27 protein-coding genes are annotated in these 23,452 nt (G+C 54.6%); 18 read left to right on the top strand and 9 right to left on the bottom strand.

Annotated elements, in window-relative coordinates:
* Window positions 1-40: 40 nt before the first annotated feature.
* From AB6T85_RS12425 to AB6T85_RS12405, 5 genes are all read right to left on the bottom strand, one after another.
* On the bottom strand, window positions 41-1,789 hold the full coding sequence (locus AB6T85_RS12425; RefSeq protein WP_369895708.1) for a putative phage tail protein: 1,749 nt from the start codon (window positions 1,787-1,789) through the stop codon (window positions 41-43).
* 257 nt (window positions 1,790-2,046) lie between these two features.
* Window positions 2,047-2,346 (bottom strand): hypothetical protein, encoded by a 300-nt coding sequence (locus AB6T85_RS12420; RefSeq protein WP_253460489.1) that lies wholly within the window; start codon window positions 2,344-2,346, stop codon window positions 2,047-2,049.
* Window positions 2,343-3,740 carry a DUF7940 domain-containing protein gene (locus tag AB6T85_RS12415; protein ID WP_369895707.1) on the bottom strand — a complete coding sequence of 466 codons (1,398 nt, stop codon included), beginning with the start codon at window positions 3,738-3,740 and terminating at the stop codon, window positions 2,343-2,345. The genes AB6T85_RS12420 and AB6T85_RS12415 overlap by 4 nt, the downstream gene beginning before the upstream one ends.
* Window positions 3,737-4,204 carry a glycoside hydrolase family protein gene (locus AB6T85_RS12410; RefSeq protein ID WP_125288002.1) on the bottom strand — a complete coding sequence of 156 codons (468 nt, stop codon included), beginning with the start codon at window positions 4,202-4,204 and terminating at the stop codon, window positions 3,737-3,739. The genes AB6T85_RS12415 and AB6T85_RS12410 overlap by 4 nt, the downstream gene beginning before the upstream one ends.
* Before the next feature lie 237 nt (window positions 4,205-4,441).
* Window positions 4,442-4,807: an antiterminator Q family protein gene (locus AB6T85_RS12405; RefSeq protein ID WP_253460486.1), complete on the bottom strand. Its 366-nt coding sequence runs from the start codon at window positions 4,805-4,807 to the stop codon at window positions 4,442-4,444.
* 356 nt (window positions 4,808-5,163) lie between these two features.
* Here AB6T85_RS12405 and AB6T85_RS12400 point away from each other — a divergent pair, with 356 nt between their 5' ends.
* Both AB6T85_RS12400 and AB6T85_RS12395 read left to right on the top strand, forming a co-directional pair.
* Window positions 5,164-5,733 carry a helix-turn-helix domain-containing protein gene (locus tag AB6T85_RS12400; RefSeq protein ID WP_369895705.1) on the top strand — a complete coding sequence of 190 codons (570 nt, stop codon included), beginning with the start codon at window positions 5,164-5,166 and terminating at the stop codon, window positions 5,731-5,733.
* 399 nt (window positions 5,734-6,132) lie between these two features.
* Window positions 6,133-6,306, top strand: a complete 174-nt coding sequence (locus AB6T85_RS12395) for a hypothetical protein (RefSeq protein ID WP_253460480.1) — start codon at window positions 6,133-6,135, stop codon at window positions 6,304-6,306.
* Window positions 6,307-6,560: 254 nt separating this feature from the next.
* On the opposite strand, the gene ymcF is transcribed toward AB6T85_RS12395, so the two are convergent.
* The gene (gene ymcF / locus AB6T85_RS23765) at window positions 6,561-6,752 is read right to left on the bottom strand and encodes a cold shock small protein YmcF (protein WP_367317858.1); all 192 of its coding nucleotides are present in this window, start codon (window positions 6,750-6,752) and stop codon (window positions 6,561-6,563) included.
* 957 nt (window positions 6,753-7,709) lie between these two features.
* Here ymcF and AB6T85_RS12390 point away from each other — a divergent pair.
* Window positions 7,710-7,898, top strand: coding sequence for a hypothetical protein (locus AB6T85_RS12390; RefSeq protein WP_253460476.1), 189 nt, complete (start codon window positions 7,710-7,712; stop codon window positions 7,896-7,898).
* 171 nt (window positions 7,899-8,069) lie between these two features.
* Here the strand turns inward: AB6T85_RS12390 and fliE are convergent, their stop codons facing one another.
* On the bottom strand, window positions 8,070-8,381 hold the full coding sequence (fliE, locus tag AB6T85_RS12385; RefSeq protein WP_253460474.1) for a flagellar hook-basal body complex protein FliE: 312 nt from the start codon (window positions 8,379-8,381) through the stop codon (window positions 8,070-8,072).
* Between the two features lie 244 nt (window positions 8,382-8,625).
* Between fliE and fliF the strand changes: the two genes are divergently transcribed.
* The 15 genes from fliF to AB6T85_RS12310 all read left to right on the top strand — a co-directional run bounded on the left by fliF (window position 8,626) and on the right by AB6T85_RS12310 (window position 22,644).
* Window positions 8,626-10,335, top strand: a complete 1,710-nt coding sequence (gene fliF, locus AB6T85_RS12380; RefSeq protein WP_369895703.1) for a flagellar basal-body MS-ring/collar protein FliF — start codon at window positions 8,626-8,628, stop codon at window positions 10,333-10,335.
* The gene (gene fliG, locus AB6T85_RS12375; protein ID WP_253460469.1) at window positions 10,332-11,324 is read left to right on the top strand and encodes a flagellar motor switch protein FliG; all 993 of its coding nucleotides are present in this window, start codon (window positions 10,332-10,334) and stop codon (window positions 11,322-11,324) included. Before fliF ends, fliG begins: the two co-directional genes overlap by 4 nt.
* On the top strand, window positions 11,317-12,021 hold the full coding sequence (fliH, locus tag AB6T85_RS12370; protein WP_253460466.1) for a flagellar assembly protein FliH: 705 nt from the start codon (window positions 11,317-11,319) through the stop codon (window positions 12,019-12,021). The genes fliG and fliH overlap by 8 nt, the downstream gene beginning before the upstream one ends.
* Window positions 12,021-13,385 (top strand): flagellar protein export ATPase FliI, encoded by a 1,365-nt coding sequence (gene fliI / locus AB6T85_RS12365; RefSeq protein WP_125288010.1) that lies wholly within the window; start codon window positions 12,021-12,023, stop codon window positions 13,383-13,385. The genes fliH and fliI overlap by 1 nt, the downstream gene beginning before the upstream one ends.
* Window positions 13,386-13,395: 10 nt before the next feature.
* Entirely contained in the window at window positions 13,396-13,842 is a 447-nt protein-coding gene (fliJ, locus tag AB6T85_RS12360) for a flagellar export protein FliJ (protein ID WP_125288011.1), read from the top strand.
* On the top strand, window positions 13,839-15,149 hold the full coding sequence (locus AB6T85_RS12355) for a flagellar hook-length control protein FliK (RefSeq protein ID WP_369895701.1): 1,311 nt from the start codon (window positions 13,839-13,841) through the stop codon (window positions 15,147-15,149). The genes fliJ and AB6T85_RS12355 overlap by 4 nt, the downstream gene beginning before the upstream one ends.
* A gap of 144 nt (window positions 15,150-15,293) precedes the next feature.
* Window positions 15,294-15,773 carry a flagellar basal body-associated protein FliL gene (gene fliL, locus AB6T85_RS12350; RefSeq protein WP_125288013.1) on the top strand — a complete coding sequence of 160 codons (480 nt, stop codon included), beginning with the start codon at window positions 15,294-15,296 and terminating at the stop codon, window positions 15,771-15,773.
* Window positions 15,774-15,779: 6 nt separating this feature from the next.
* A complete protein-coding gene (gene fliM / locus AB6T85_RS12345) occupies window positions 15,780-16,787 on the top strand; it encodes a flagellar motor switch protein FliM (protein WP_253460461.1) in 1,008 nt (335 codons plus the stop codon).
* On the top strand, window positions 16,780-17,187 hold the full coding sequence (gene fliN / locus AB6T85_RS12340; RefSeq protein ID WP_125288015.1) for a flagellar motor switch protein FliN: 408 nt from the start codon (window positions 16,780-16,782) through the stop codon (window positions 17,185-17,187). Before fliM ends, fliN begins: the two co-directional genes overlap by 8 nt.
* Window positions 17,188-17,225: 38 nt before the next feature.
* Window positions 17,226-17,657 carry a flagellar biosynthetic protein FliO gene (fliO, locus tag AB6T85_RS12335; RefSeq protein WP_125288318.1) on the top strand — a complete coding sequence of 144 codons (432 nt, stop codon included), beginning with the start codon at window positions 17,226-17,228 and terminating at the stop codon, window positions 17,655-17,657.
* Complete coding sequence (gene fliP / locus AB6T85_RS12330) at window positions 17,654-18,388, top strand: flagellar type III secretion system pore protein FliP (RefSeq protein WP_125288016.1); 735 nt, start codon at window positions 17,654-17,656, stop codon at window positions 18,386-18,388. Before fliO ends, fliP begins: the two co-directional genes overlap by 4 nt.
* 83 nt (window positions 18,389-18,471) lie before the next feature.
* Complete coding sequence (gene fliQ, locus AB6T85_RS12325) at window positions 18,472-18,741, top strand: flagellar biosynthesis protein FliQ (protein ID WP_369895700.1); 270 nt, start codon at window positions 18,472-18,474, stop codon at window positions 18,739-18,741.
* On the top strand, window positions 18,742-19,527 hold the full coding sequence (gene fliR / locus AB6T85_RS12320; protein ID WP_253460458.1) for a flagellar biosynthetic protein FliR: 786 nt from the start codon (window positions 18,742-18,744) through the stop codon (window positions 19,525-19,527).
* Window positions 19,528-20,170: 643 nt separating this feature from the next.
* Window positions 20,171-20,806, top strand: coding sequence for a transcriptional regulator RcsA (rcsA, locus tag AB6T85_RS12315; RefSeq protein WP_253460455.1), 636 nt, complete (start codon window positions 20,171-20,173; stop codon window positions 20,804-20,806).
* Between the two features lie 152 nt (window positions 20,807-20,958).
* Window positions 20,959-22,644 (top strand): methyl-accepting chemotaxis protein, encoded by a 1,686-nt coding sequence (locus AB6T85_RS12310; RefSeq protein ID WP_369895698.1) that lies wholly within the window; start codon window positions 20,959-20,961, stop codon window positions 22,642-22,644.
* 50 nt (window positions 22,645-22,694) lie between these two features.
* On the opposite strand, the gene dsrB is transcribed toward AB6T85_RS12310, so the two are convergent.
* Both dsrB and AB6T85_RS12300 read right to left on the bottom strand, forming a co-directional pair.
* Window positions 22,695-22,886, bottom strand: coding sequence for a protein DsrB (dsrB, locus tag AB6T85_RS12305; RefSeq protein WP_253460447.1), 192 nt, complete (start codon window positions 22,884-22,886; stop codon window positions 22,695-22,697).
* Between the two features lie 62 nt (window positions 22,887-22,948).
* A complete protein-coding gene (locus AB6T85_RS12300) occupies window positions 22,949-23,107 on the bottom strand; it encodes a YqaE/Pmp3 family membrane protein (protein WP_039385165.1) in 159 nt (52 codons plus the stop codon).
* Between the last annotated feature and the right edge of the window lie 345 nt (window positions 23,108-23,452).

Genomic DNA, 23,452 nt, shown 5'->3' with positions numbered 1-23,452 from the left:
AAAAAAAGGCCGCCATCACTGGCGGCCAAAGCCTTAACGGCTAATAGTAAGCAATTTTACGGTCTGTACCGTTAATATTGACCGTGACATAGCCTGCTACTGTCGTGGTCGAAGGTGCTGTAGCGGTAGCGGTAGCTATCGTCAGCACGCCTTTTTCATTGGCGCCAATCCCTGCCAGTCCGTTGTGCAGGCTCATCCTGGCGTTAACCACCGTTGTCCCTACGACGCTGGCATCGGCTTCTGCCAGACTGGGTCGGTAGTAACAGCACTCGCCGGAATCAAAGCGGCTTGGGCCCGTCGCCCGCAGGCTGAACGAGGTATCGCCGCTGTTGGCTTTCACCTTGATAAAGACTTCCGCAACGGTCATCCCAACACGGTTAATTTTGGCCTCCAGCACGGACGGCAAGCCTTTGTGCTGCATATCGCCATAAATACCGTTCCAGCAGCGTGAAATATTCAGCCAGGTCATACAGGAGTTGGTTGAGGTGATCGGATTGCCTAACGTTTTATCCAACGCTTCCGTACTTAGCTTGCCGATAATCTCAAAAACCCATTGCAGGTTATCTTTCGGGAAGTTAATTAATCCCAGATTAAACCACTTATCGGTGCTGGTATTGTTCGTCACCCGATAGCCGGAGTACCAGCCGGGGCGAATCGAACCGTTGAGCGAGATACCGTAGTTTTCATCGCGGCGCCAGCCGTACTCAAAGGCGGACAGCCAGCGGCTTTTATCATCAAAGGTCAGGTCCAGCGCGCTGCCGCTTTGCAGGTTAAGCTGACGCATCTGCACGCGGCTGTTGGTCATATTCAGCTTGTTAGGGCAACCTTCGACGCTTAGCGCATCGACAATCCATTGCCCGTCACTTAAGTTGCCGGGGAAGCGGGTATGTTCGATCCAGACGTTGTTGATCAACCCCTGCGTCACGCGCGGCATCCATAGCGTCGCTTCGCCATAGCCGTACTGGAAGTTCGCATTCGTCAGCTCAATTGCCGTTGAGTGATCCCACGAACCCGCCGCCGTGCCAGAATAGTTGACGTCAAAAATCCGGCCGTAGGTGGTAGTGGTATAAATCTGGTTAAACTTGGTATCCAACGTATCCAGCAGCTTGATAACCGTACCGCCGCAGTACTGCGCACGGAAACCGTCAATCAGTACGGATTCGCCCGCCACGATGGTATTTTCAAAGAACGGCTGCGTGTTGGAACACATCGCCGCCGTAATCGCCCCCGTATTGGTTTTAACATCCGCCGCCGTCTGACCATCCCAGCAGATACCTTCAATGGTGACACGCCGCGATTTAACCTTGAATACCGGCGATGATGACTTATCGGAAATAATGGTGGTACGGGGGATGGCGCCGTGCGGGTTGTGATCCCCAAAAATATAGAAGAACGCCGTCTCACTTGCTGAAATATCAATGGGCTTAACCAGAAATTTACCCGCCGGGAAGCGTACGGCGATATCACGCATACTGGTGTTATACGTCTGTGCCCAGTTCAGCATGTTTTTAACCGGCGTGGTATCGTCGTTAGCGCCATCGCCGCGTGCGCCGAAATGGAACAGGTTTACCTCGTCCGGATCGTCCACCACGCGGCGCCAGTAGAAGCCGTTTCCGACCGCAATGGTACCGCCATTATCTGCCGGCAAAGAGGTGGTCACATAGCCTACAAAATTACCGCCGCCGCGATAGTAGTTGTCGTTATTATAATAACGACGCAGGATAGCCAGCTCGCCGGTTTTGGATGGCGCAGTTGTTTTCAGTTCAGCAAAAGAGTTAACTTCAATCATAATAACCTCCGCGACAATAAGCAGGTGCAAATTGCCTGTAGTGAATAAAAGAATAGTTAAACAGATTTAGCCTTTATTATTTCCCGCCTGCTCCTTCCCCTGGAGGACGATTAGTGTCCGTTTTATTTGTGCAGAGTTTATTCCACATATCATTGTGCACATTTATTTCCTTCACTGTCCTGATGTCCATGAGTTTCCAGTCTTCCCCGTATGTTTTAATAGGTGAGAAAAACGTACAGGATGAATCCACAATTAGCCTAGGGCTGTTTGTCGTTGTATTGCGACTCGCGCAGCTTGCGACGAGCGTCGTCGTCATTAAGAGCATTATTAGCGGCCTGAACATTTTTGGCTTCCTCGCTATTTTTTGCCTGCTTTTCAGCAACGGCGGAAATTTGCGCGCTTTCAACCTTTGCGGCCTGAACGTCCGCTTTCGCTTTCTCCTGCACCTTGCCGGTTTTTTTACCGCCGAACCAGCTGGCCACGACTGCCGCGATTACTACGCCGATCCCGGCAAGGACATGCCAGCTCCCGTTAAATAAGGCGAGGAAACTTGTCATGATTTCTCTCCCGGTTCAGGCTGCGTTTCCGGTGCCACAGGGGCTGAAGCAGGTGCTGCCGCCGTATGCGAACCGCCTGGCCTGCCGGCTACGGCAGTTTGATCCGACGTTACTACCGAAACTTCAGGCGCCACGGGCGTTGATACCGGCGCTACGGGCGTTGCGTCAGAGTCCGCAGGTGGCGGGTCAGATGGCGTCGTTGCGTCAGGTGCCGTCGTTTCCGGCGTGACCGGCCTGCCGGGTACCGCGGTTTGCTCTGACGTCACGACCGACACCTCAGGCGCTACGGGCGTTGATACCGGTGCCGCAGGCGTTGAGTCAGATTCCGCAGGTGTCGGATCGGGCGGCGTTGTCGTTTCTGACATGGTCGGCCTGCCGGGTACCGCGGTTTGCTCTGACGTCACGACCGACACCTCAGGCGCCACGGGCGTTGATACCGGCGCTGCGGGCGTTGAGTCAGATTCCGCAGGCGCTGCGTCAGGCGGCGTCGTTGTGTCAGATTCCGCAGGCGCTGCGTCAGGCGTCGTTGTCGTTTCCGACGTGACCGGTCTGCCGGGCACCGGAGTTTGCTCCGATGTCACGACTGAAACCTCAGGTGCCACAGGCGTTGATATCGGCGCGGCGGGCGCTGAATCAGAGTCCGCAGGCGCTGCGTCAGGCGGCGTCGTTGCGTCAGGCTGCGTCGTTGCGTCAGGCTGCGTCGTTTCCGGCGTAACCGGCCTGCCGGGCACCGGGGTTTGCTCCGATGTCACGACTGAAACCTCAGGCGCCACGGGCGTTGATATCGGCGCGGCGGGCGTTGAATCAGATTCCGCAGGTGCTGCGTCAGACGGCGTCGTTGCGTCAGGCTGCGGCGTAACCGGCCTGCCGGGCACGGGGGTTTGCTCTGACGTCACGACCGACATCATGGCCGAGGAGGATCCCATCCCCGCTGCTGCTGCCATTGGCATTGCTAATATCTCTGGCATCACTGAGCCGGAAGCCATAGCCGGCGCCGTAACCGCGGTTAGCGGGTTAGCGACCGGCACCCGAATTGGCCTTATTTCCGCCGTTGGCCCGGCGGCCAGCTGCCCTTTTTCCGCCGCTAATTTTTTCTGTCGGATAAACTGGGCGATTACCGCCATCGCGACCATAAAAGAGGCCAGGAAGCCCAGAAAATGCTGCGGAATAACCGTTTTTACATCCTCAGGCAGGCCGTTCCACGCGCTGGAAGCGGAATCCGGGAAGGACTGCACCCAGGCGCCGATGGCCGAGCCGGCGGAGGCCAGCCAGACAGACCAGGTTTTGAACAGGAGCTTAGCGTGGGCTACCAGCTGGATGTTGCCGTGTTTACTGCTCCACCAGACGATAAACCCGATCGCCATCACAATAAGAATAAAGAGGATAAATTTCATAACGCCCCCTGCCACGCATCATAAGTTCCGCTGCGCATAGCCTCTGCATGACGCTTCGCTCGGGCAGGCGTCTGTTTTGCCCAGAGGCTGCTCAGCATTCCTTCCGCCGCGCCTGAAAAGTTTTTATTGGAAATCATGACCAGCGTATTTTTAAACGCGGCCAGCCCGTCGATGCCAAGCTGATAAGCCATACTGTAAAGCACATCAGCGCGAGCTTCGTTGCACTCTTTGAGCGCGGCTACTAATACCGGTCTGTTATTCATTTCCTTTATTTTGTCGTTAATTATTTTTTGCATCCATACATCGCCGACCTCACGCGGAACGGTGAATGAATAATATTTCAGCGGCGCCTCTTTGGGGCCAATGAGAATACCGCACCCCACCGTTGGGTAGCCTTCAGTATCGATATATGGCTTCTCTTTATAGCCTTCTTCATAGGCCAAAATTTGAATTATCTTACTCATTTTTCACCCCTTCATCGAATAAGCCGCCGTAGCGGAATGGATAAGGACCTTTCCCCGGTGAAAATGAATTTTATATTTATGCAGGCGGTTTAAATTGCCTTTCTAACACACTAGAACCGAAATTGCGTACGCAACCAATTTTTCTTAAAAAAATTTTCAAGCTATAGGAAAAGATATTTAAAGTTAAAGGAATTTTTTAAAGGAAATAAAATATTTAGGCCCGTAACGAGGCGAAAATTATTTTTCGCACTCCAGCTCTACCTCCAGCGCGCTCAGCACGCCTTCAACAAAGCCCTCGGCGGTTTGCAGCTGTTTACGAATGGTGCCGTCCGCACAGCGACGACGGCGCGCAATAGAGCGCAGTGAGATCCGATAGTGATAGTGCGCCACCAGCAGCGCATGTTCGTCAGGATGATTAATTTTCAGTCTGCTGATGCAGCTATCAAGGATCATGCCGTCGTTATCACTACAGGTAGGACGATCGGAAGGCGCGGCGGTAATCAATCCGCGGAATCCGGCGGCGATGTGTGAATAGCTGACGCCGCTCTGTTCCGTCGCCGCCCAGCCTCCCCATTTTTCCAGCAAGCGTTTCATGTCTCGCATCTTGACCCCCTCAGAGTGAGTAAAGCAGAAGAAAAAATGAAGTTTCCCACACTTTCTCTTAACACCTGCTAATTTCAAAACGGTACTGTTTTTTTGCGTGCGGCGCTGCCGCTTCGCTTGTTTTCCCTGGGTCAAATGGGTTGCCAGCGGTTAGGCTGGACGGCCTGATTGTCAAAGAGCGGGCGTGCTGAAACTGATAGCCTGAAGGAAGAACTTTTATCCGCTTAAGTATCAACACACCTTAATTAATAGCATAGGTTATTAAACCTGCCAATAGCAAAGCGTGTTTGACGAAAAATACGCGTCGCTATAAATTCTGGTATATGAAACCGAATACACTCGCCTACCGACTGAACATGGCTATGACCATGATGGGGATCACCCAGGGTGCTTTAGCTAAAGCATCGGGCGTATCACAACCTACGATCTGGCGTCTGACCAAGGGAGAGGCCGAAGGGTCGCGCAAACTGGTCGATATTGCCAGAGCGCTGGATGTTAATGTGCAATGGCTGGCCAGCGGCGAAGGAGAGATGCGCGGCAACGCTGGGCTGAGCGCTATTGATAAAGTAAAAAGTGGATCGACGATTCCGGTCTGGGGACCGGAAGGGAAAACAGGGGAAATAGTCTCTTCGCCCAATGGAGTAAAGGCGAAGAAGACCTGGCGCGCCTACATTCTTGACAGGAACAGTGGCTGCGCGGAAGCCACTACCGGCAGCATCGTTATTGTCGATACCGACGTACCACCCGAATCTGGAGATTTGGTCATGGCCAGGGTGAGTTCACGCATCTCGGTTTATCGCTATCTGGAAGGCCCCTCCAATGGTTTTTTAACCGTGGACGATCCCCGATTGCCCGCCGTAGAACTCTCCGATGAGTCAGAACTGATTGGCGTAGCGATCTTTCTAATCCGTGATTTAAGGCGATAGTTACTGACATCCTGCCCTGGCAGAATGGTTTCTTTGTAACGCCCCCCAGACACTCTGTGCAGCACAGATATCATCAGCTTATCCTCGCGAAAACCCATCCTCTGTAACAGTTAATCTGCGCAGAGGCTTTGGCGCATTGATTCAACTGAATAGATTAGTAAAGCTTTTAATAACATCGCCAGAATAATACGTAAAAAAAGCGTTAAGAAAATAATTAAGCAAACAAAAACAACAACTTAAGCCAATAACAAAAGTTATACTTGCAATACCTATTGATATTAATAATAACTATGGCTATTGTTTTTTAAGGTGGACAAATTCCCCCCACTTAACATTCCTCATCGCCTTGTTTAAGTCGCTGGGAAATCGACTAATTTGCCCGTAACCGGAGGGTTGTTTATGACCATTATCATCTGGAAAAAGTCCCGTCCTGCCGGCACCAGCAAGAGCCGTTATAAGGCCAGACGTGCCGAGATGCAGAAGGTGTTGGCGCAGGAAGAACAGCTTGCCCGGCGGATAACGCGAACGTTGGCGGGCTGCAGTTTGAGGGTGCTGAAGGCGGTACACAAGTGACACAATGGCCTGCTCCTGTAATTTATACTGGTTTTATATACAGTATTATTTCTTTTACCGGGCAGGCAAGTTTTTTTCATAGCGGCTGGTACGGTTTTAAAGGTCGTTCTCCCCTTCCCACCGTTCCCCCGTACTGTCGCAGGGCGCAACAGTGCAGGTCTGCGCAGTAAAATGCGCGCAGGCCGACGGAAAATCAGGCCCGATCGGCGTTAGCAGCGTGACAGGCCGGAAAAAAACTTTTTTGGGGCGATAGACTAGCTGGCGAAAGCTTTGTAGCTAACCGTCATGGTGGCTTTGCAGAAGATGCAGTTAGCGCCGTGAGGATTTTTAGGCGTGATACTGTGGAGCGAGAAGCGGTACTGACATCCGTGGCATGTCGGACATCTGAATTTGATAGGAGGAATAAGTAGCCTTAGTTTTACGAAATTGAAGCTCCAGCCTAACACTCCCTGCCGTCTCTGTCGAATCTAACACCCGTTCCACATCAATAAATGCGATTATTTATTCCGTCAAACTGCTTCGTTGACGTTGGTGAAGTTCTTAAAGCCGCTTCTGATATGGATACGCCTGCTAAAACGCCATCACAGCGCTGTCACAGCATTTTTATCCATTAACGTCCTGTCACCCTGGTAGCGTGCCGTAACGGTGTCAGTCGCTCGACAGCGGCTCTGAAGCGGGCTGCCGTCATAGCAGCCCGGATCCTGCGGATCCTTGATATATTCACGGCCTTTAAGGCCTTTTGACGACATTAAGACTAAACTCAAGAAGCATTTACCCCGGTAGACATAATCCGGATAGCGTAGTCGTACCACCCCCTTGTCAAGCCTTACGCCTTTCACACTCAGAAACAGTCAAATCTTGTTTATCAATTCTTTGCGGGGGATTTTACCGTGGTGTTTTTTGCGACCCGTTTCCGGCTACCGTACGTAACCAGAAGCAGGGTAAAAAAAATCAGAGCTGAGCCAATCAACGTTTCCATTAAAAGCCTGCCTTAATGATTTGATGAAGTCCCTATTTTTGCCCGACGCCGCTAAACGCTTTGCCAACATGCTGCATAAATGTCCTGTTCTGCCCTTCTGGTAAGCGCTATCTGACGCCGCTATAACGATTTTTTGCTCCCGTTTTGCGAAGGGTTATGCATTCTTCTGCAAGTCGGCTGTAAGAGATTTTATTTTTTGGAATAAACGTCAGATCTGAAAGAAGTTGTCGGTGACAGCCTTTCGGCAACAGGCTTAGGATACAAAACGAAGTCAGAGAAAAGTCAGGACAGACCGTTACAACGGATGCCAAAAGCAGTATGGCAAGGGAGCGTAACTTATGCGAAGGCAAGTAAAGAAAACAGTCAGCTTGCCGTCCCGGCGTTAAACCAGCCTCATGACGGCCAGATCAGCGGAGAAGAAAGGATGCTTAACCGAATCAAAAAACTGGAAGAAGATATGTACATCGTCCGGACAGACGTGGCGGTCATCAAGGCCAGCTATGCCACACGGGCAGACGTCAGCGAAGCGAAACAAAGCATTATTTTATGGGTGGTAAGTGCCATTTTTCTGGTGCAGCTTTTACCTGCTTTTATTCACTACTTCAGCCCTTAAGCCGGCAGGCCACGGCATTCGCCCGGCAAAGCTGCTGCTGGCATCCGTAAGCCAGCCAGATGCGCAATGGCGCGATGGCCCTACCCCAGAAACGTTGGCGCCCAGGCCTGCGTATGGCCCTGGCGCGAAATACGGCGGTAATAAGCGGTTTTAAACCAGAAGGCTGGCGGACTATACCTGCATATTCATCACTTCGGAGTAGGCATTGACCAGCTTGTTGCGCACCTGAATGCCCATCTGCATAGAAAGCGATGCCTTCTGCATATCGATCATAACGTCATTCAGGTTCACGCCGGGTTTACCCAACTCAAAATCCTGCGCCTGCGTACGTGCTTCAGTTTGCGTATCGCTGATTTTGTTCAGCGCAACTTTCATCGCGTCTGCGAAATCTGCGTGGCTGACCGCATCGGTCTGCTTACCGCTTGCCTGAATCGCTGCGGTCTGCAGCTGCTGCATTACGCTCTCAATACCCTGAATTGCCATGACTTACCTCGGTTAGAAAAGGGAGAAGATTTTTGCTGTGTGAAAACTTACCACAATGTCAATAAGACAAAGCCCGTAAATAAGAGCAAAAGTCATAGCTTATCCAGCCATCGAATTTTTCATTTCAGAAAATAATGGCACCCCATAAGAGGTGGATTAATTTGTTTAGCCAGCACATCAGGGAGTCAGATTTGTTACGACACTACACGAAACAGTCCGGTCAACTGTCAGGCGGGAAAGAGTCATGAATGCAACTGTCACGCAGGATCAACCAGAGAAGAAAGGTTTGAACGACCTTTTTGCTCGTTTAAAGGCAAATCCTCGCATCCCGATTATCATCGCTGCGGCGGCTGCCGTTGCCATTGTAATCGCCATGGTGCTGTGGGCCAAACAGCCTGAGTACCGTGTGCTTTACAACAACCTCAGCGATGAAGATGGCGGCGCCATCGTCACTCAGCTGACCCAGATGAACATTCCTTATCAGTTCGATGATAAGGGCGGCGCGCTGATGGTGCCCGCTGAGAAAGTGCACGAGCTGCGTCTGCGCCTGGCCCAACAGGGCCTACCGAAAGGCGGTGCGGTCGGCTTCGAACTGCTGGATCAGGAAAAGTTCGGCATCAGCCAGTTTAGCGAGCAGGTTAACTACCAGCGCGCGCTGGAAGGCGAACTGTCCCGTACTATCGAAACGTTAGGCCCGGTCAAGAACGTACGCGTACATCTTGCCATGCCAAAACCGTCGCTGTTTGTGCGTGAACAGAAAGCGCCAACCGCATCGGTTACCCTGACGCTGCAGCCCGGCCGTGCGCTGGACCAGGGTCAAATCAGCGCCATCGTGCATATGGTATCCAGCAGCGTTGCCGGCCTGCCGCCGGGCAACGTGACCGTGGTCGACCAGGCCGGTCATCTGCTGACGCAGTCCGATAATGCCGACCGCGATCTGAATGACGCGCAGCTGAAATACGCCAGCGATGTGGAAACCCGCTACCAGCAGCGTATCGAAGCGATCCTGAACCCGATTTTGGGTAACGGCAACGTACACGCTCAGGTAACGGCGCAGATTGATTTTAATGCTCGTGAGCAGACCGACGAGAAGTATCAGCCCAACACCGATCCTTCTAAACAGGCGATCCGCTCACGGCAGAGCAGCAACAGCGAGCAGTCCGGCGGTCAGTCCGGCGGCGTGCCCGGCGCACTCTCTAACCAGCCTGCGCCTGCCAACAGCGCGCCGGTGACGACGCCAGCTAATGGCGCAAACGGTGCGAACGGTGCGAACAGCACCACGGCGAACAACGCCACGGCAAACCAGAACAGCAGCACGACAAAAACCGGGCCGTTAAGTAGCCGTAATGATGACACCACGAACTACGAAGTAGACCGCACCATCCTGCATACCAAGATGAATGTAGGTGAAGTACAGCGTCTTTCTGTAGCCGTAGTGGTGAACTACAAAACCGACGCGGCCGGCAAGCCGATAGCGCTGACCGATGCGCAGCTGAAGCAGATTGACAACCTGACGCGTGAAGCGATGGGCTATTCAGAGCAGCGCGGCGATACGCTGAACGTGGTGAACTCCCAGTTCAACGATACGCAGGAAATCGGTGGCGACCTGCCATTCTGGCAGCAGCAGTCCTTTATCGACCAGATAATGGAAGCCGGACGCTGGTTGCTGGTACTGATTGTGGCCTGGATCCTTTACCGCAAGCTGGTTCGTCCACAGCTGCAGCGTAAAGCGCTTCAGGAGAAAGCGATGGTGGATGCCGCGACCCAGGCAAGAGCGGGCAGCGATGACGATGCCGTCTCCGTGAAGCTGTCGAAAGACGAGCTTGATCAAGAACGTAAGTCTCAGCACCGCATGAGTGCTGAGGTAATGAGCCAGCGTATTCGTGAGATGTCGGAAAACGACCCACGCGTGGTGGCTCTGGTCATTCGCCAGTGGATGAAGGACGAACTATGAGTCTCACCGGTACCGAAAAAAGCGCCATTCTGATGATGACGATTGGCGAAGACCGCGCGGCCGAGGTGTTCAAACACCTTGGCGCCCGCGAGGTGCAGCACCTGAGCGCCGCGATCTCTAACATGCGTCAGGTTTCTCACAAGCAGCTGACCGAAGTACTGCATGAGTTTGAAAACGATGCCGAACAGTTTGCGGCGCTGAGCGTTAACTCTAACGACTACCTGCGCTCCGTACTGACTAAAGCGCTGGGCGAAGAGCGCGCAGCCAGCCTGCTGGAAGATATTCTGGAAACCCGCGAAACCACTACGGGCATGGAAACGCTCAACTTTATGGAGCCACAGGCGGCGGCAGACCTGATCCGCGACGAGCATCCGCAGATCATTGCTACCATTATGGTACACCTGAAGCGTTCGCAGGCGGCCGATATCCTGGCCCAGTTCGACGAGCGTCTGCGTCACGACGTGATGCTGCGTATCGCCACCTTCGGCGGCGTGCAGCCAGCGGCGCTGGCCGAGCTGACCGAGGTACTGAACGGCCTGCTCGATGGTCAGAACCTCAAGCGTGCGAAGATGGGCGGCGTGAGAACCGCAGCGGAAATCATCAACCTGATGAAGACGCAGCAGGAAGAAGCGGTTATCGAAGCGGTACGCGACTTCGACGGCGAACTGGCGCAGAAAATTATCGACGAAATGTTCCTGTTCGAAAACCTGGTGGAGGTCGACGACCGCAGCATCCAGCGTCTGTTGCAGGAAGTGGAATCGGAATCGCTGCTGGTGGCGCTGAAAGGCTCCGAACAGCCGCTGCGCGAGAAGTTCCTGCGCAACATGTCGCAGCGTGCGGCAGATATTCTGCGCGACGACCTGGCGAACCGTGGCCCGATGCGTATGTCGGCAGTGGAAAGCGAACAGAAAGCCATCCTGCTTATCGTTCGTCGTCTGGCGGAAAGCGGCGAGATGGTGATTGGCGGCGGCGAGGAACAGTATGTCTGATAAATCTTCACTTCCCTGGCAGCGCTGGCAGCCCAACGATCTTGGGCAGCCGAATAAGCCGCTGATGGCCTCGTTCGACGAGCCGGAAGCGCCGCTGGCGGATCTGACAGACGATCCGTTCAGCCAGCAGCAGTCTGAGCTGGAGCAGATGCAAAACCAGGCGCGCAGCGAAGCGCAGGGCCAGGGCTATGCCGAAGGGCATCAGCAGGGATTCAGTGAAGGACAGAAAGCAGGCTATGAAGCCGGCTTTCAGCAGGGGCTGGCCGAGGCGCAGCAGCAGCAGGCGCCGCTTCAGGCCCGTATGCAGCAGCTGGTCTCTGAGTTTTCCCACACGCTGGAAGCGTTGGACAGCGTGATCGCCGCCCGTCTGATGCAGCTGGCGCTGGAGGCCGCTCGCCAGGTGATTGGCCAGGCGCCGCACGTCGACGGCACCGCCCTGCTTCGTCAAATCCAGGGCATGATCCAGCAGGAGCCGATGTTCAGCGGTAAACCCACGCTGCGCGTGCATCCGGATGATTTACAGCGTATTGAGCAGTCGCTGGGCGCCACGCTCAGCCTGCACGGCTGGCGCCTGATGGCGGACAGCACTATCCATCCCGGCGGCTGTAAAGTCAGCGCCGAAGATGGCGACCTTGACGCCAGCATCGCTACCCGCTGGCACGAACTCTGCCGCCTTGCCGCGCCGGGAGAACTGTAATGACCACCTCTCGCCTGTCGCGCTGGCTTGGCGCGCTTGACTCTTTCGAACAGCGTCTGGCCAATGTGCCGGACGTTCGCCGCTATGGTCGCCTGACCCGCGCCACCGGCCTGGTGCTGGAGGCGACCGGCCTGCAGCTGCCGCTGGGCGCGACCTGCGTGATCGAGCGCATGGACGGCAACGGCGTCAGCGAAGTCGAGAGCGAAGTCGTCGGTTTTAACGGCCAGAGGCTGTTTTTGATGCCGCTGGAAGAAGTAGAAGGCATTTTGCCTGGCGCGCGCGTGTATGCCCGCGTGGCCGGCGACAGCCAGCACAGCGGCAAACAGCTGATGCTCGGCCCGGAGCTGCTGGGGCGCGTACTCGATGGCAGCGGTCGGCCGCTGGACGGGCTGCCTTCGCCGGAAACCGGCTATCGCGCGCCCTTGATTACGCCGCCGTTTAACCCGCTGCAGCGTACGCCGATTACCGATGTGCTGGACACCGGCGTGCGGGCCATTAACGCCCTGCTGACCGTGGGTCGCGGCCAGCGTATGGGCCTGTTCGCCGGGTCCGGCGTGGGTAAAAGCGTGCTGCTGGGCATGATGGCGCGCTACACCAAAGCCGACGTAATTGTGGTTGGGCTGATTGGCGAGCGTGGCCGTGAAGTAAAAGACTTTATTGAAAATATTCTGGGCGCCGAGGGCCGCGCGCGCTCGGTAGTAATCGCGGCGCCAGCGGATGTTTCTCCGCTGCTGCGTATGCAGGGCGCGGCCTACGCCACGCGCATCGCGGAAGATTTTCGCGATCGCGGCCAGCACGTGCTGTTGATTATGGATTCCCTGACTCGTTACGCCATGGCCCAGCGTGAAATCGCCCTGGCTATCGGTGAGCCGCCTGCCACCAAAGGCTATCCGCCTTCCGTTTTCGCCAAGCTGCCCGCGCTGGTGGAACGTGCCGGTAACGGCATTGACGGCGGCGGCTCCATTACCGCTTTTTATACGGTGCTGACCGAAGGCGATGACCAGCAGGATCCCATTGCGGACTCCGCGCGCGCCATTCTTGACGGTCACATTGTGCTGTCGCGTCGCCTGGCGGAGTCGGGCCACTATCCGGCCATTGATATTGAAGCGTCGATCAGCCGCGTGATGTCGCATCTGATCGACGATACGCACTATGCGCGGGTTCGCCAGTTCAAACAGCTGCTTTCCAGCTATCAGCGCAACCGCGATCTGGTAAGCGTGGGCGCCTATGCCGCCGGCAGCGATCCGACGCTGGATAAAGCGATCAAGCTCTATCCGGAGCTGGAAACCTTCTTACAGCAGGGCATGTTTGAGCGCAGTACATTTGACGACGCCTGTCTGCATCTGCAGGCAATTTTTGGTTAAGGGCTGACTGATGGCAAAACACGCATCGCCAATTGAAACCTTGTGCGGCCTGGCACAGAAAGATCTGGAAAAGGCCGCCATCCAGCTGGGCGACGTTCGTCGCGGTCAGAAACAGGCTGATGAGCAGCTACATATGCTGCTGAACTATCAGGACGAATATCGCAAAACGCTGAACACCACCATGGCGGAAGGGATTAACAGCACCCGCTGGTACAACTACCACCAGTTTATCGAGACGCTGGAAAAAGCGATCGAACAGCATCGCCAGCAGCTGGCGAACTGGAACGGCCGGGTAGAAAACGCATTGCGCCTGTGGCGCGACAAGCAGCAGCGGCTTCATGCTTATGAAACCCTACAGGCTCGCGCGGCAGCAACCGCACTATTACAGGAAAACCGTCTCGATCAGAAACGGATGGATGAATTTGCCCAACGGGCATCATTGAGGAAAGGCGAATGATGACTTTGCCACTGGTTAACACGGCGGCGAAAACCGCGACCGCTTCCACTAACGGCGCGGCGGCGGATGCTACCGATATCGGCACGGATATTGGCGGTGCGGCTACGGCCGACGGCGCGCAAACTGGCAACGCGGGCTTTCTGTCACTGCTTGGCAATAAGCTGCTGACGCTGGCGCAGCAGGGGCAAACAGCCCTGCCCGCCTCGGCGACGGCGGCCGTTGCCGCTGCCGACGATAAAAATGCCGCCTCGCCGAAGGCGAAACTGAACGCGCTGCTGGCCGCGCTGGATAAACCGGAAACGCTGAACTCGCTGCTACAGTCCGCGAAAACGCCGTCGGAAGACAACGCGATCGCGCTGACTAAAACCCAGGACGACAGCGAAACCGCCGCCGCCGCGACGCCCCTGAGCAGCAGCGATATGCAGGCGCTTCAGGCGCTGTTCGCCATGCTGCCGCAGGCGCAGCAGCAGCCGACCGCAGCCCTTGCCAAAGGCGGCGATAGCCTGACCGAAGGCAATATCAAAGGCAGCAACGCTAACGCTACCCTTGCCTCGCTGTTAGCCAGCGCGGGCGGAGCTAAGACGACAGCCGTCGACGGCGATGAAACCGCAAAAGACAGCGACAGCAGCATGCCGCTGAGCAGCACTAACACCCTGAGCGCAACGGCCGGCACGCAGAAAGGCGATATCGCTACGCTGAACAGCGCCTTCCAGCAGGTGCTGGGCCAGGTGACTAAAGACAGCGATAAAGACAGTGCCGCCAGCCAGACAACGATTACACCTGGTGTTATCAGCGCTGCTTCCGTCGCCGTGACGCCAGCTACAACCTCGCTGGTTAGCGCACCGGCTACGCCGCAGCTGAGCTCTCAGCTGGGCAGCCCGGAATGGCAGCAGGCGCTGGGCCAGCAGATTGTGATGTTCAGCCGCAACGGTCAGCAGACCGCCGAGCTGCATCTGCATCCGCTGGATCTGGGCAGCATCCAGATTAGCCTGAAGCTGGACAGCGATCAGGCGCAGCTGAGCATGGTGTCGAACCACAGCCAGGTGCGCGCCGCGCTGGAGGCTGCCATGCCGCAGCTGAAGGAAGCGCTGGCGCAGAGCGGCATCAACCTTGGGCAGACCAGCGTCAGCAGCGATGCCCAGGCGCAGAGCCAGAGCTTTAGCGGCCAGCAGGAGCAGCGTAATAACAGCCGTGGCAACACCTTTAGTCTTGCTGCCGACGCCGACAGCGAGATCACCCCTATCGCCGTTCCTGCCTCCCTCCAGGCGCGCGCTTCGGGCAGTAATGCCGTTGATATCTTCGCCTGACGATCACAAACGCCAAAGCTAACGGCAAAACCCGCGTCTTTTCGCCCTATTGTTTAGCGAGCGATGCGGGATAATCTGCCCATAACGTCGTCAGAGAGCAGGCACTCCCGGCTCTTGAACATACTCACAGGAATTATCGCCCGTATGACTGAGAAGAAAGCCAAAAGCGGCAAACGTAAACTCTTGATTATCCTGATAGCGCTGGTGGTTCTGGCCGCTTGTGGCGCAGGAGGCTATCTGGTCTGGCATAAAATGCACGGGTCTGCCGACACGGCAAAAGCTGAAAAGCCTGCGCCGCCGCCTGCACCGGTATTCCTGGCGCTGGATACGTTTACCGTTAACCTGATCAACCCGGATAACGATCCCGATCGCGTGCTTTACGTCGGCTTCACGCTGCGTCTGCCCGATCAGGAAACGCTGCAGCGCGTAAATGATTATCTGCCGGAAGTTCGCAGCCGCCTGCTGTTGCTGCTCTCTAACCAGAACGCCGCGTCGCTGGGCAACGAACAGGGCAAGCAAGAGCTGGTCAAACAGATTAAAGCCACGCTTGCGCCGCCGCTGGTACCGGGACAACCTCCGCAAAAGGTGACGGACGTTCTGTTCACCGCCTTTATCCTGAGGTAGGGCAAAATGGCCGACAGCATTCTCTCACAAGCGGAAATTGACGCGCTGCTTAACGGCGACAGCGACAGCGCGGCGGAAGAAAACGTCAGCAGCGCGGGCGACAGTGATATTCGTCCTTACGATCCCAATACCCAGCGTCGCATGGTTCGCGAACGTCTGCAGGCGCTGGAGATCATTAACGAACGCTTTGCGCGTTCATACAGGATGGCGCTGTTTAACCTGCTGCGTCGTAGCCCGGATATCACGGTAGGCGCGATTAAAATTCAGCCGTATCATGAATTTGCTCGCAACCTGCCGGTGCCGACGAACCTGAACCTGATCCACCTGAAGCCGCTGCGCGGTACGGCGCTGGTGGTGTTTTCGCCAAGCCTGGTGTTTATCGCCGTGGATAACCTGTTTGGCGGAGACGGTCGCTTCCCTACTAAAGTAGAAGGACGCGAGTTTACGGCAACCGAACAGCGCGTCATTCGCAAGATGCTAAAACTGGCGCTGGAAGGCTACAGCGAAGCGTGGAAACCGATTTATCCGCTGGACGTGGAGTATGTTCGCTCCGAAATGCAGGTAAAGTTTACTAATATTACTACTTCACCTAACGATATCGTGATTACCACGCCGTTCCAGGTGGAGATTGGCAACCTGATTGGCGAGTTCAATATCTGCATTCCGTTCAGCATGATTGAACCGCTGCGTGAAACCCTGGTCAACCCGCCGCTGGAGAACTCGCGTCAGGAAGATCACAACTGGCGCGAGACGCTGGTGAAGCAGGTTCAGCACTCCGAACTGGAGCTGATTGCGAACTTTGCCGACGTCTCGATGCGGATTTCACGCCTGCTGGCCCTGAAGCCCGGCGATGTATTACCGATAGAAAAACCGGATCGCATTATCGCTCATGTCGATGGCGTGCCGGTCTTAACCAGCCAGTACGGCACCCTGAATGGGCAGTACGCGCTGCGTGTGGAACATCTGATTAACCCGATTTTGAACTCGATGAATGAGGAACAGCCCCATGAGTGACACCAATAAGCCGTCCGTTGACGACCTCTCTGCGGACGACCTTTGGGCTGACGCGCTGAACGAGCAGTCAAACTCAACCAGCACCGCGTCCGAAGGGGTGTTTAAATCTCTGGAAAGTAATGATATCGCCGGTTCGCTCCAGGATATCGACCTGATTATGGATATCCCGGTCAAGCTGACCGTGGAACTGGGCCGCACCAAGATGACCATTAAAGAGCTGCTGCGTCTGACGCAGGGTTCCGTGGTGGCGCTGGAAGGCCTGGCCGGCGAGCCGCTGGATATTCTGATCAACGGTTATCTGATTGCCCAGGGCGAAGTCGTGGTGGTTGCCGATAAATACGGCGTGCGCATCACCGACATCATTACGCCATCTGAACGTATGCGTCGACTGAGCCGTTAATGACGACCGCCAGCCAAACGCAGCAGGAGCAAGCGCCAATGAGCACGGGCCAGCAGCAACCGGCGGCGCATTCGCCGGTCAACGTCGGACAAACGCAACAGCCGCCAGGCCAGCCGGCCGCTTCCACCGGTTCAGTGTTGACGCAGGTCAGCAGCGTGTTGGCCGTGATTATTCTGTTGATTCTGGCCTGCGCCTGGCTGGCGAAACGATTTGGCTTCGCGCCCAAAACGGGCAAGCGCGGCCAGCGGGATATCTCGATCAGCGCCAGCTGCCAGGTTGGGCAGCGCGAGCGCGTGGTTATCGTTGACGTGCAGGATGCCCGGCTGGTGCTGGGCGTGACCGCACAGCAGATCACCCATCTGCATACCCTGCCGCCCTCACCGGTGCAGGAAAATCCGGAAGAGCCGCAGCCCGCTGGCGATTTCCGTCAGGTGTTAGAGCTTATTAAACGCGCCGGAAAACCAAAATGAAACGCATTCTTCCTTTCTTAGCGCTGCTGCTGCTGCTGGCGCCTGAAGTTCACGCCCAGTTGCCGGGCCTGGTCAGCCGTCCGACGGCTAACGGCGGTCAGAGCTGGTCGCTGCCGGTGCAGACGCTGGTGTTTATCACCTCGCTGACTTTCCTGCCCGCTATTTTGCTAATGATGACCAGCTTTACGCGCATCATCATTGTTTTCGGCCTGCTGCGTAACGCGCTGGGCACGCCGTCCGCGCCGCCAAACCAGGTGCTGCTCGGCCTGGCGCTGTTTCTGACCTTCTTTATTATGAGTCCGGTATTGGACAAGATTTATCAGAACGCCTATCTGCCGTTCAGCGAAGACAAGATCAGTATGCAGGACGCGCTGGATAAAGGCGCGCAGCCGCTGCGTGAATTTATGCTGCGGCAGACTCGCGAAGCGGATCTGGCCCTGTTTGCTCGCCTGGCCAACTCCCCGCCTTTGCAAGGCCCGGAAGCGGTGCCGATGCGCATTCTGCTGCCGGCCTACGTGACCAGCGAGCTGAAAACGGCGTTCCAGATTGGCTTTACCGTGTTTATCCCGTTTCTGATTATCGACCTTGTCGTCGCCAGCGTGCTGATGGCGCTGGGGATGATGATGGTGCCGCCCGCGACCATCGCGCTGCCCTTTAAGCTGATGCTGTTCGTGCTGGTAGACGGCTGGCAGCTGCTGATTAGCTCGCTGGCGCAAAGCTTCTATTCATAATAATCGGGCGACGACGTCGCCCGGCAAAAATCGCGGCGCTGCCTGTCGCGACGATATAGGCCCTCAATTTTCCCGGAGTCGTGATGACACCAGAATCGGTTATGTCAATTGGTCATGATGCGCTGCACGTTGGGCTGATCCTGGCCGCGCCTCTGCTGCTGGCGGCGCTGATCAGCGGTCTGCTGATTAGCCTGCTGCAGGCGGCGACGCAGATCAACGAACAAACGCTCTCTTTTATCCCAAAAATCCTCGCCGTCGTTGCGACCATCGTCGTGGCTGGCCCGTGGATGCTGAGCCTGGTGCTGGACTATATGCGCACCCTGTTTACCAACCTGCCTAATATGATCGGTTAAATGATTAACTTCGACAGCAGCCAGCTGATGTTATGGATGGGGCAACTTTTTTGGCCCCTCGCCCGCGTGCTGGCGTTAATCATGACCGCCCCGATCCTCAGTGAAAAATCGATTAGCAAAAAGGTTAAGCTCGGCTTAGGCCTGATGATTACCTGGGTTTTGATCCCCACGCTGCCGCCGGTTAATGTGACCTTATTCTCAATTGGCGGCTTCTGGCTGCTGATTCAGCAGATTCTGATTGGCGTGGCTATCGGTTTTACGATGCAATTTGCCTTTGCGGCAGTCAGAACCGCAGGTGAAGTCATTGGTTTGCAGATGGGTATCTCTTTTGCCACCTTTTTCGATCCTTCAAGCCGACTGAATATGCCGGTGCTGGCCCGCTTTATGGATATGCTGGCCATGCTGCTGTTTTTATCTTTTAACGGTCACCTGTGGTTAATTTCTATGGTAGCCGACAGCTTTCATACGCTGCCTGTTGGCGGAGAGCTGATTAACGGCAACGCGTTTCTGGCGTTAACGAAAGCAGCCAGTCTGATTTTCCTTAATGGAATGCGATTAGCGTTACCCCTGATAACGCTGCTGCTCATCATTAACCTGGCACTGGGTTTGTTAAACCGTGTTTCACCTCAGCTGTCGGTTTTTGCCATCGGCTTTCCTATCACCTTATCAATCGGTCTTATCTTCCTGAGCCTGATGATGCCGCTCCTGGCCCCGTTTTGTGAGCATTTATTCAGCGAAGTATTTGATTTACTCTCACAGATCCTTAGCGAACTTCCTGCCAAATAAACTTAAGTATTCAGAACCACCTCAAGAGAGGCCCTGGGTGCATTGTTAAGCGTGTAGAATGTTTTTGCACATTTTTCAAACCGCCGATACCAGAAAATTCTTAAGGAAAATCTGATTAATCGCTTCACCCAATGAAAATTATTCTTATTAAATGCCAGTTAGCGTATTTTGTTTAACGAAACGGATGCAATGTTGCTTAAATGTTAAGCATCGGAGTGAATAAAAACGTCTGTTTTTACTGGAAATTTTATTTTTTGCCGTTATTCTTGTAGCAAATCGTATTTCACAGCAGGTTTAGTGCCCTATACAGCGGCACACATTCGCGTGATGAATGTTTTTTAGGATTCGTCCTATCAGATTTTTCTGCGTTCTGCGCGATAGTGGCGAAGTTCACAAAGCAGTGCGGCAAACTTCTGTCAGATCCTCCATCTGTCTACGGATGTTTTACCGCGTTGGTAGTGGGTGGTTTGCCTAAACTAAACGGTTACATCGAGCATGGACAGGTTTGTTCAGCGTCCGCTAACAGACTTAATGCTGAGTACAAATAATAAAATTGAAAACAGAACATATTACTCTCGTAACTTACACAACGCGTAATTCATCGTTAGTTTAAACGAATAACAATTTGGTGAGGGTCGCAGTTATGCCAACAATTATAATGGATTCATGCAGCTACACACGCTTAGGTCTTACTGATTATATGTCCGTCAAGGGAGTTAAAAAGAAAAACATAACTTCCGTTACCGACATCGATCAGCTTCAAATTAAATGCCAGCAGCTCCAACCGGGCGTTGTATTTATTAACGAAGATTGTTTTATTTATGAAGCAGATGCCAGCCAGCGTATAAGAGACATTATTACGCAGCATCCTGACACGCTGTTTTTCATCTTTATGGCTATCTCTAACATCCATTTTGAGGAATACCTCTACGTTCGTAAGAACCTGATTATTACGTCAAAATCGATTAAGCCTGCTACACTCGATAACTTACTTCTGTCCTATTTCCAGAAGAAACTCAACGTGTCGCCTCGCTATTCCGCTGGCTTCGATGTTCATCCATTGACGCTAAGCCAAACTGAGTCGAACATGCTTAAAATGTGGATGTCCGGTCACGATACCATTCAAATCTCGGACAAAATGCAAATTAAAGCCAAAACGGTTTCTTCGCATAAAGGCAATATTAAACGCAAGATTAAGACTCATAATAAACAGGTCATCTATCATGTGGTGCGCCTGACTGATAACGTCACCAGCGGTATCTACGTCAACGTACGCTAAGCGTTAAAGAAGCCGGCTTATGCCGGCTTTATTTTATCCACTAATGTTAACAGGATCACACTTTTCCGTTAACCTTTCGCCTTTCTCTGCCGATGTGTTGTAAACAAAGCGAAGCCTGTCGCTTCGTTTACCCAGACAGAGAGCAAAAGGACATGACACCACTCCCCCAACCCGAAGGTTCTTCTCACTTAAGTTTCTGGCAGCATCTGCGCCTCGTTCCCCTGTTCACCACTATTCTCGGTGCCATCCTGTTTCTGTTCGCCCTGTGCATCGGCCTGGCGAGCTATTATCTGATCCAGAGTAATCAGTCGCTCAAGGACGTTACCGAAGAGATCCAGGTACGTATGGCTATCTCTAACAGCTCCAATCACCTGCGTACGGCCCGGCTGAATATTATTCACGCGGGCGCGGCGGTGCGCATTGGCGATATGGATCTGTTTAACGAGAATCTTAAACAGGCGGAAAAGCGTATTCAGCTGGCTGGCGAGAATTTTAAAGCCTACACGCAACGGCGCATTAAAACCCCGGCGGACGAAGCGCTGGATGGTGAATTGACCACCCGCTTTACGGCCTATGTCAGCGAGGGCCTGCTGCCAATGGTAAAAAGCGCCAAAGACGGCAGCTTTGAAAATGTGATAACGCGAGAAACAGATTTCACGCGCGGCCTGGATAATGACTATAACGCCGTACTGCTGAAAGCCATCGCCATTCGTACCCAGCGCGCCACCGCCATTAACGCGGGCGCGGAGGCGCAAACCCGCATGGGCTTTATTATGATGGCCGGCGCTTTTGCCGCCGCGCTGCTGCTGACGCTGGCTACCTTTATCTTCCTGCGTCGCGTGATCATTGCCCCGCTACGCCAGGCGGTGCAGCGAATTGAGCGTATTTCGCATGGCGATCTGACCGCGCCGCCGCAGGCCTGGGGCCGCAGTGAAATCGGCGCGTTGGGCAGCAATCTGCAAACGATGCAGCAGGCGCTGGTGAAAACGGTCGGCACGGTGCGTGAAGGTGCGGTAGCTATCTATCAGGGCTCGACCGAAATTTCGGCGGGCAATACCGATCTATCCTCCCGTACCGAGCAGCAGGCGGCGGCGCTGGAAGAAACGGCGGCCAGCATGGAACACCTGACCGCAACCGTGAAGCAGAATGCGGAAAATGCGCACCATGCCAGCCAGCTGGCGGGCGACGCCTCCGGGAAAGCCCGCCAGGGCGGGGATATCGTTTCCGGCGTGATCGGCACCATGAATAATATTTCCGCCAGCTCAAAGAAAATTGCTGAAATTACCACGGTTATCAACAGCATCGCATTCCAGACCAATATTCTGGCGCTGAATGCCGCCGTTGAAGCGGCGCGGGCGGGCGAACAGGGTCGCGGTTTCGCCGTGGTGGCCAGCGAGGTGCGGAATCTGGCGCAGCGCAGTGCGGGCGCGGCGAAGGAAATTGAAGGGTTAATTGCCGAATCGGTCAGCCTGATCGAGCGGGGATCGACTCAGGTCAGCCATGCAGGCGAGAGAATGACGGATATCGTTCAGGCCGTACACAGCGTTACGGAGATTATGGCCGAGATTGCTTCTGCCTCTGATGAACAAAGCCGGGGCATCCAGCAGGTGAGCCAGGCCGTATCGGAAATGGATAATGTTACCCAGCAGAACGCCTCGCTGGTGGAACAGGCCTCCGCCGCCGCCTCATCGCTGGAAGAGCAGGCCTCGCGTCTGACGCAGGCCGTAGCGGCCTTTAATCTTAGCGGCACGCCACAGCCGACTGCGCCAGTGCTGAAAACCAAAGCGGCGCCGTTGCGTCCGGCGCTGGCGGACGGCGATAACTGGGAAAAATTTTAGAACGGGCGTAAAAAAGGGCGAATCGCTTCGCCCTTTTTCATCCTGCGCGGCTATTCGGTATGCGGTTCTACAAAAATGCCGTCCCGCTGCCCCAGCTCGTTAAAAAACCAGATCCCCTGCGGATAATCCTCCAGCGAGACCAGATACATGGTGCCTTCGCTAAAGTCCTCTACCGCCAGTACCGTGCCGGCGCGGCGCGGCCCGCCGTCGGTCTTTACCGTGACCCGATCGTTTACCTTCATTTTTTTCTCCTGGTAGGTGCGCTACAAATAAGATAGCGCATCTTACCCGGAAACCGGCGCGCTTAACGACGCGCAATGACCCAAACGGCGTGCACAATACCCGGAATGTAGCCGCAGAGCGTCAGCAGGATATTCAGCCAGAAGGCGCCGCCAAAACCGACCTGCATAAAAACACCCAGCGGGGGCAGAAGAATAGCAATAATAATACGTAAAAGATCCATGTCGCCTCCATAGCGCGGATAACAGCTTGTTTTGTAATCGTTTGTTCAGTATAGCCCGAATCTGCCGTTGCGCCTGCCGCCGCATGTAAAACAACGTAATGAACGTATATTTTTCACTTTTTTAACGTTTTACGGTGAGACTTCTGACAACGGCCCGGCATACACTGTTCCCACTGCACCAACCCCAAAGGCGCAGTCAACCTAAAAAGTAACAAGGATTTTTGCCCGCGCAGCGCGGGCTTTTTTTTGCCTTTTTTTCAGGCATTGCGTCGGTTATGCGCAAAAAAAACCCGGCCAGCGGCCGGGAAAAAATTAAAATTCGCTACAGAGAAAAATCTCTGACCC

The organism is Erwinia aeris (assembly GCF_041224955.1).
In the GTDB taxonomy this organism is placed as follows: domain Bacteria; phylum Pseudomonadota; class Gammaproteobacteria; order Enterobacterales; family Enterobacteriaceae; genus Erwinia; species Erwinia aeris.
Note: the sequence above shows the minus strand (reverse complement) of the source record. Positions and strands in the feature narration are given on the sequence as shown.

Bases quoted from the DNA above. Each gene is read 5' to 3' on its own strand.
- AB6T85_RS12425 (WP_369895708.1), bottom strand. From the start codon at position 1,789: ATGATTGAAGTTAACTCTTTTGCTGAACTGAAAACAACTGCGCCATCC.
- AB6T85_RS12420 (WP_253460489.1), bottom strand. From the start codon at position 2,346: ATGACAAGTTTCCTCGCCTTATTTAACGGGAGCTGGCATGTCCTTGCC.
- AB6T85_RS12415 (WP_369895707.1), bottom strand. From the start codon at position 3,740: ATGAAATTTATCCTCTTTATTCTTATTGTGATGGCGATCGGGTTTATC.
- AB6T85_RS12410 (WP_125288002.1), bottom strand. From the start codon at position 4,204: ATGAGTAAGATAATTCAAATTTTGGCCTATGAAGAAGGCTATAAAGAG.
- AB6T85_RS12405 (WP_253460486.1), bottom strand. From the start codon at position 4,807: ATGCGAGACATGAAACGCTTGCTGGAAAAATGGGGAGGCTGGGCGGCG.
- AB6T85_RS12400 (WP_369895705.1), top strand. From the start codon at position 5,164: ATGGCTATGACCATGATGGGGATCACCCAGGGTGCTTTAGCTAAAGCA.
- AB6T85_RS12395 (WP_253460480.1), top strand. From the start codon at position 6,133: ATGACCATTATCATCTGGAAAAAGTCCCGTCCTGCCGGCACCAGCAAG.
- AB6T85_RS12390 (WP_253460476.1), top strand. From the start codon at position 7,710: ATGCTTAACCGAATCAAAAAACTGGAAGAAGATATGTACATCGTCCGG.
- fliE (WP_253460474.1), bottom strand. From the start codon at position 8,381: ATGGCAATTCAGGGTATTGAGAGCGTAATGCAGCAGCTGCAGACCGCA.
- fliF (WP_369895703.1), top strand. From the start codon at position 8,626: ATGAATGCAACTGTCACGCAGGATCAACCAGAGAAGAAAGGTTTGAAC.
- fliG (WP_253460469.1), top strand. From the start codon at position 10,332: ATGAGTCTCACCGGTACCGAAAAAAGCGCCATTCTGATGATGACGATT.
- fliH (WP_253460466.1), top strand. From the start codon at position 11,317: ATGTCTGATAAATCTTCACTTCCCTGGCAGCGCTGGCAGCCCAACGAT.
- fliI (WP_125288010.1), top strand. From the start codon at position 12,021: ATGACCACCTCTCGCCTGTCGCGCTGGCTTGGCGCGCTTGACTCTTTC.
- fliJ (WP_125288011.1), top strand. From the start codon at position 13,396: ATGGCAAAACACGCATCGCCAATTGAAACCTTGTGCGGCCTGGCACAG.
- AB6T85_RS12355 (WP_369895701.1), top strand. From the start codon at position 13,839: ATGATGACTTTGCCACTGGTTAACACGGCGGCGAAAACCGCGACCGCT.
- fliL (WP_125288013.1), top strand. From the start codon at position 15,294: ATGACTGAGAAGAAAGCCAAAAGCGGCAAACGTAAACTCTTGATTATC.
- fliM (WP_253460461.1), top strand. From the start codon at position 15,780: ATGGCCGACAGCATTCTCTCACAAGCGGAAATTGACGCGCTGCTTAAC.
- fliN (WP_125288015.1), top strand. From the start codon at position 16,780: ATGAGTGACACCAATAAGCCGTCCGTTGACGACCTCTCTGCGGACGAC.
- fliO (WP_125288318.1), top strand. From the start codon at position 17,226: ATGAGCACGGGCCAGCAGCAACCGGCGGCGCATTCGCCGGTCAACGTC.
- fliP (WP_125288016.1), top strand. From the start codon at position 17,654: ATGAAACGCATTCTTCCTTTCTTAGCGCTGCTGCTGCTGCTGGCGCCT.
- fliQ (WP_369895700.1), top strand. From the start codon at position 18,472: ATGACACCAGAATCGGTTATGTCAATTGGTCATGATGCGCTGCACGTT.
- fliR (WP_253460458.1), top strand. From the start codon at position 18,742: ATGATTAACTTCGACAGCAGCCAGCTGATGTTATGGATGGGGCAACTT.
- rcsA (WP_253460455.1), top strand. From the start codon at position 20,171: ATGCCAACAATTATAATGGATTCATGCAGCTACACACGCTTAGGTCTT.
- AB6T85_RS12310 (WP_369895698.1), top strand. From the start codon at position 20,959: ATGACACCACTCCCCCAACCCGAAGGTTCTTCTCACTTAAGTTTCTGG.
- dsrB (WP_253460447.1), bottom strand. From the start codon at position 22,886: ATGAAGGTAAACGATCGGGTCACGGTAAAGACCGACGGCGGGCCGCGC.
- AB6T85_RS12300 (WP_039385165.1), bottom strand. From the start codon at position 23,107: ATGGATCTTTTACGTATTATTATTGCTATTCTTCTGCCCCCGCTGGGT.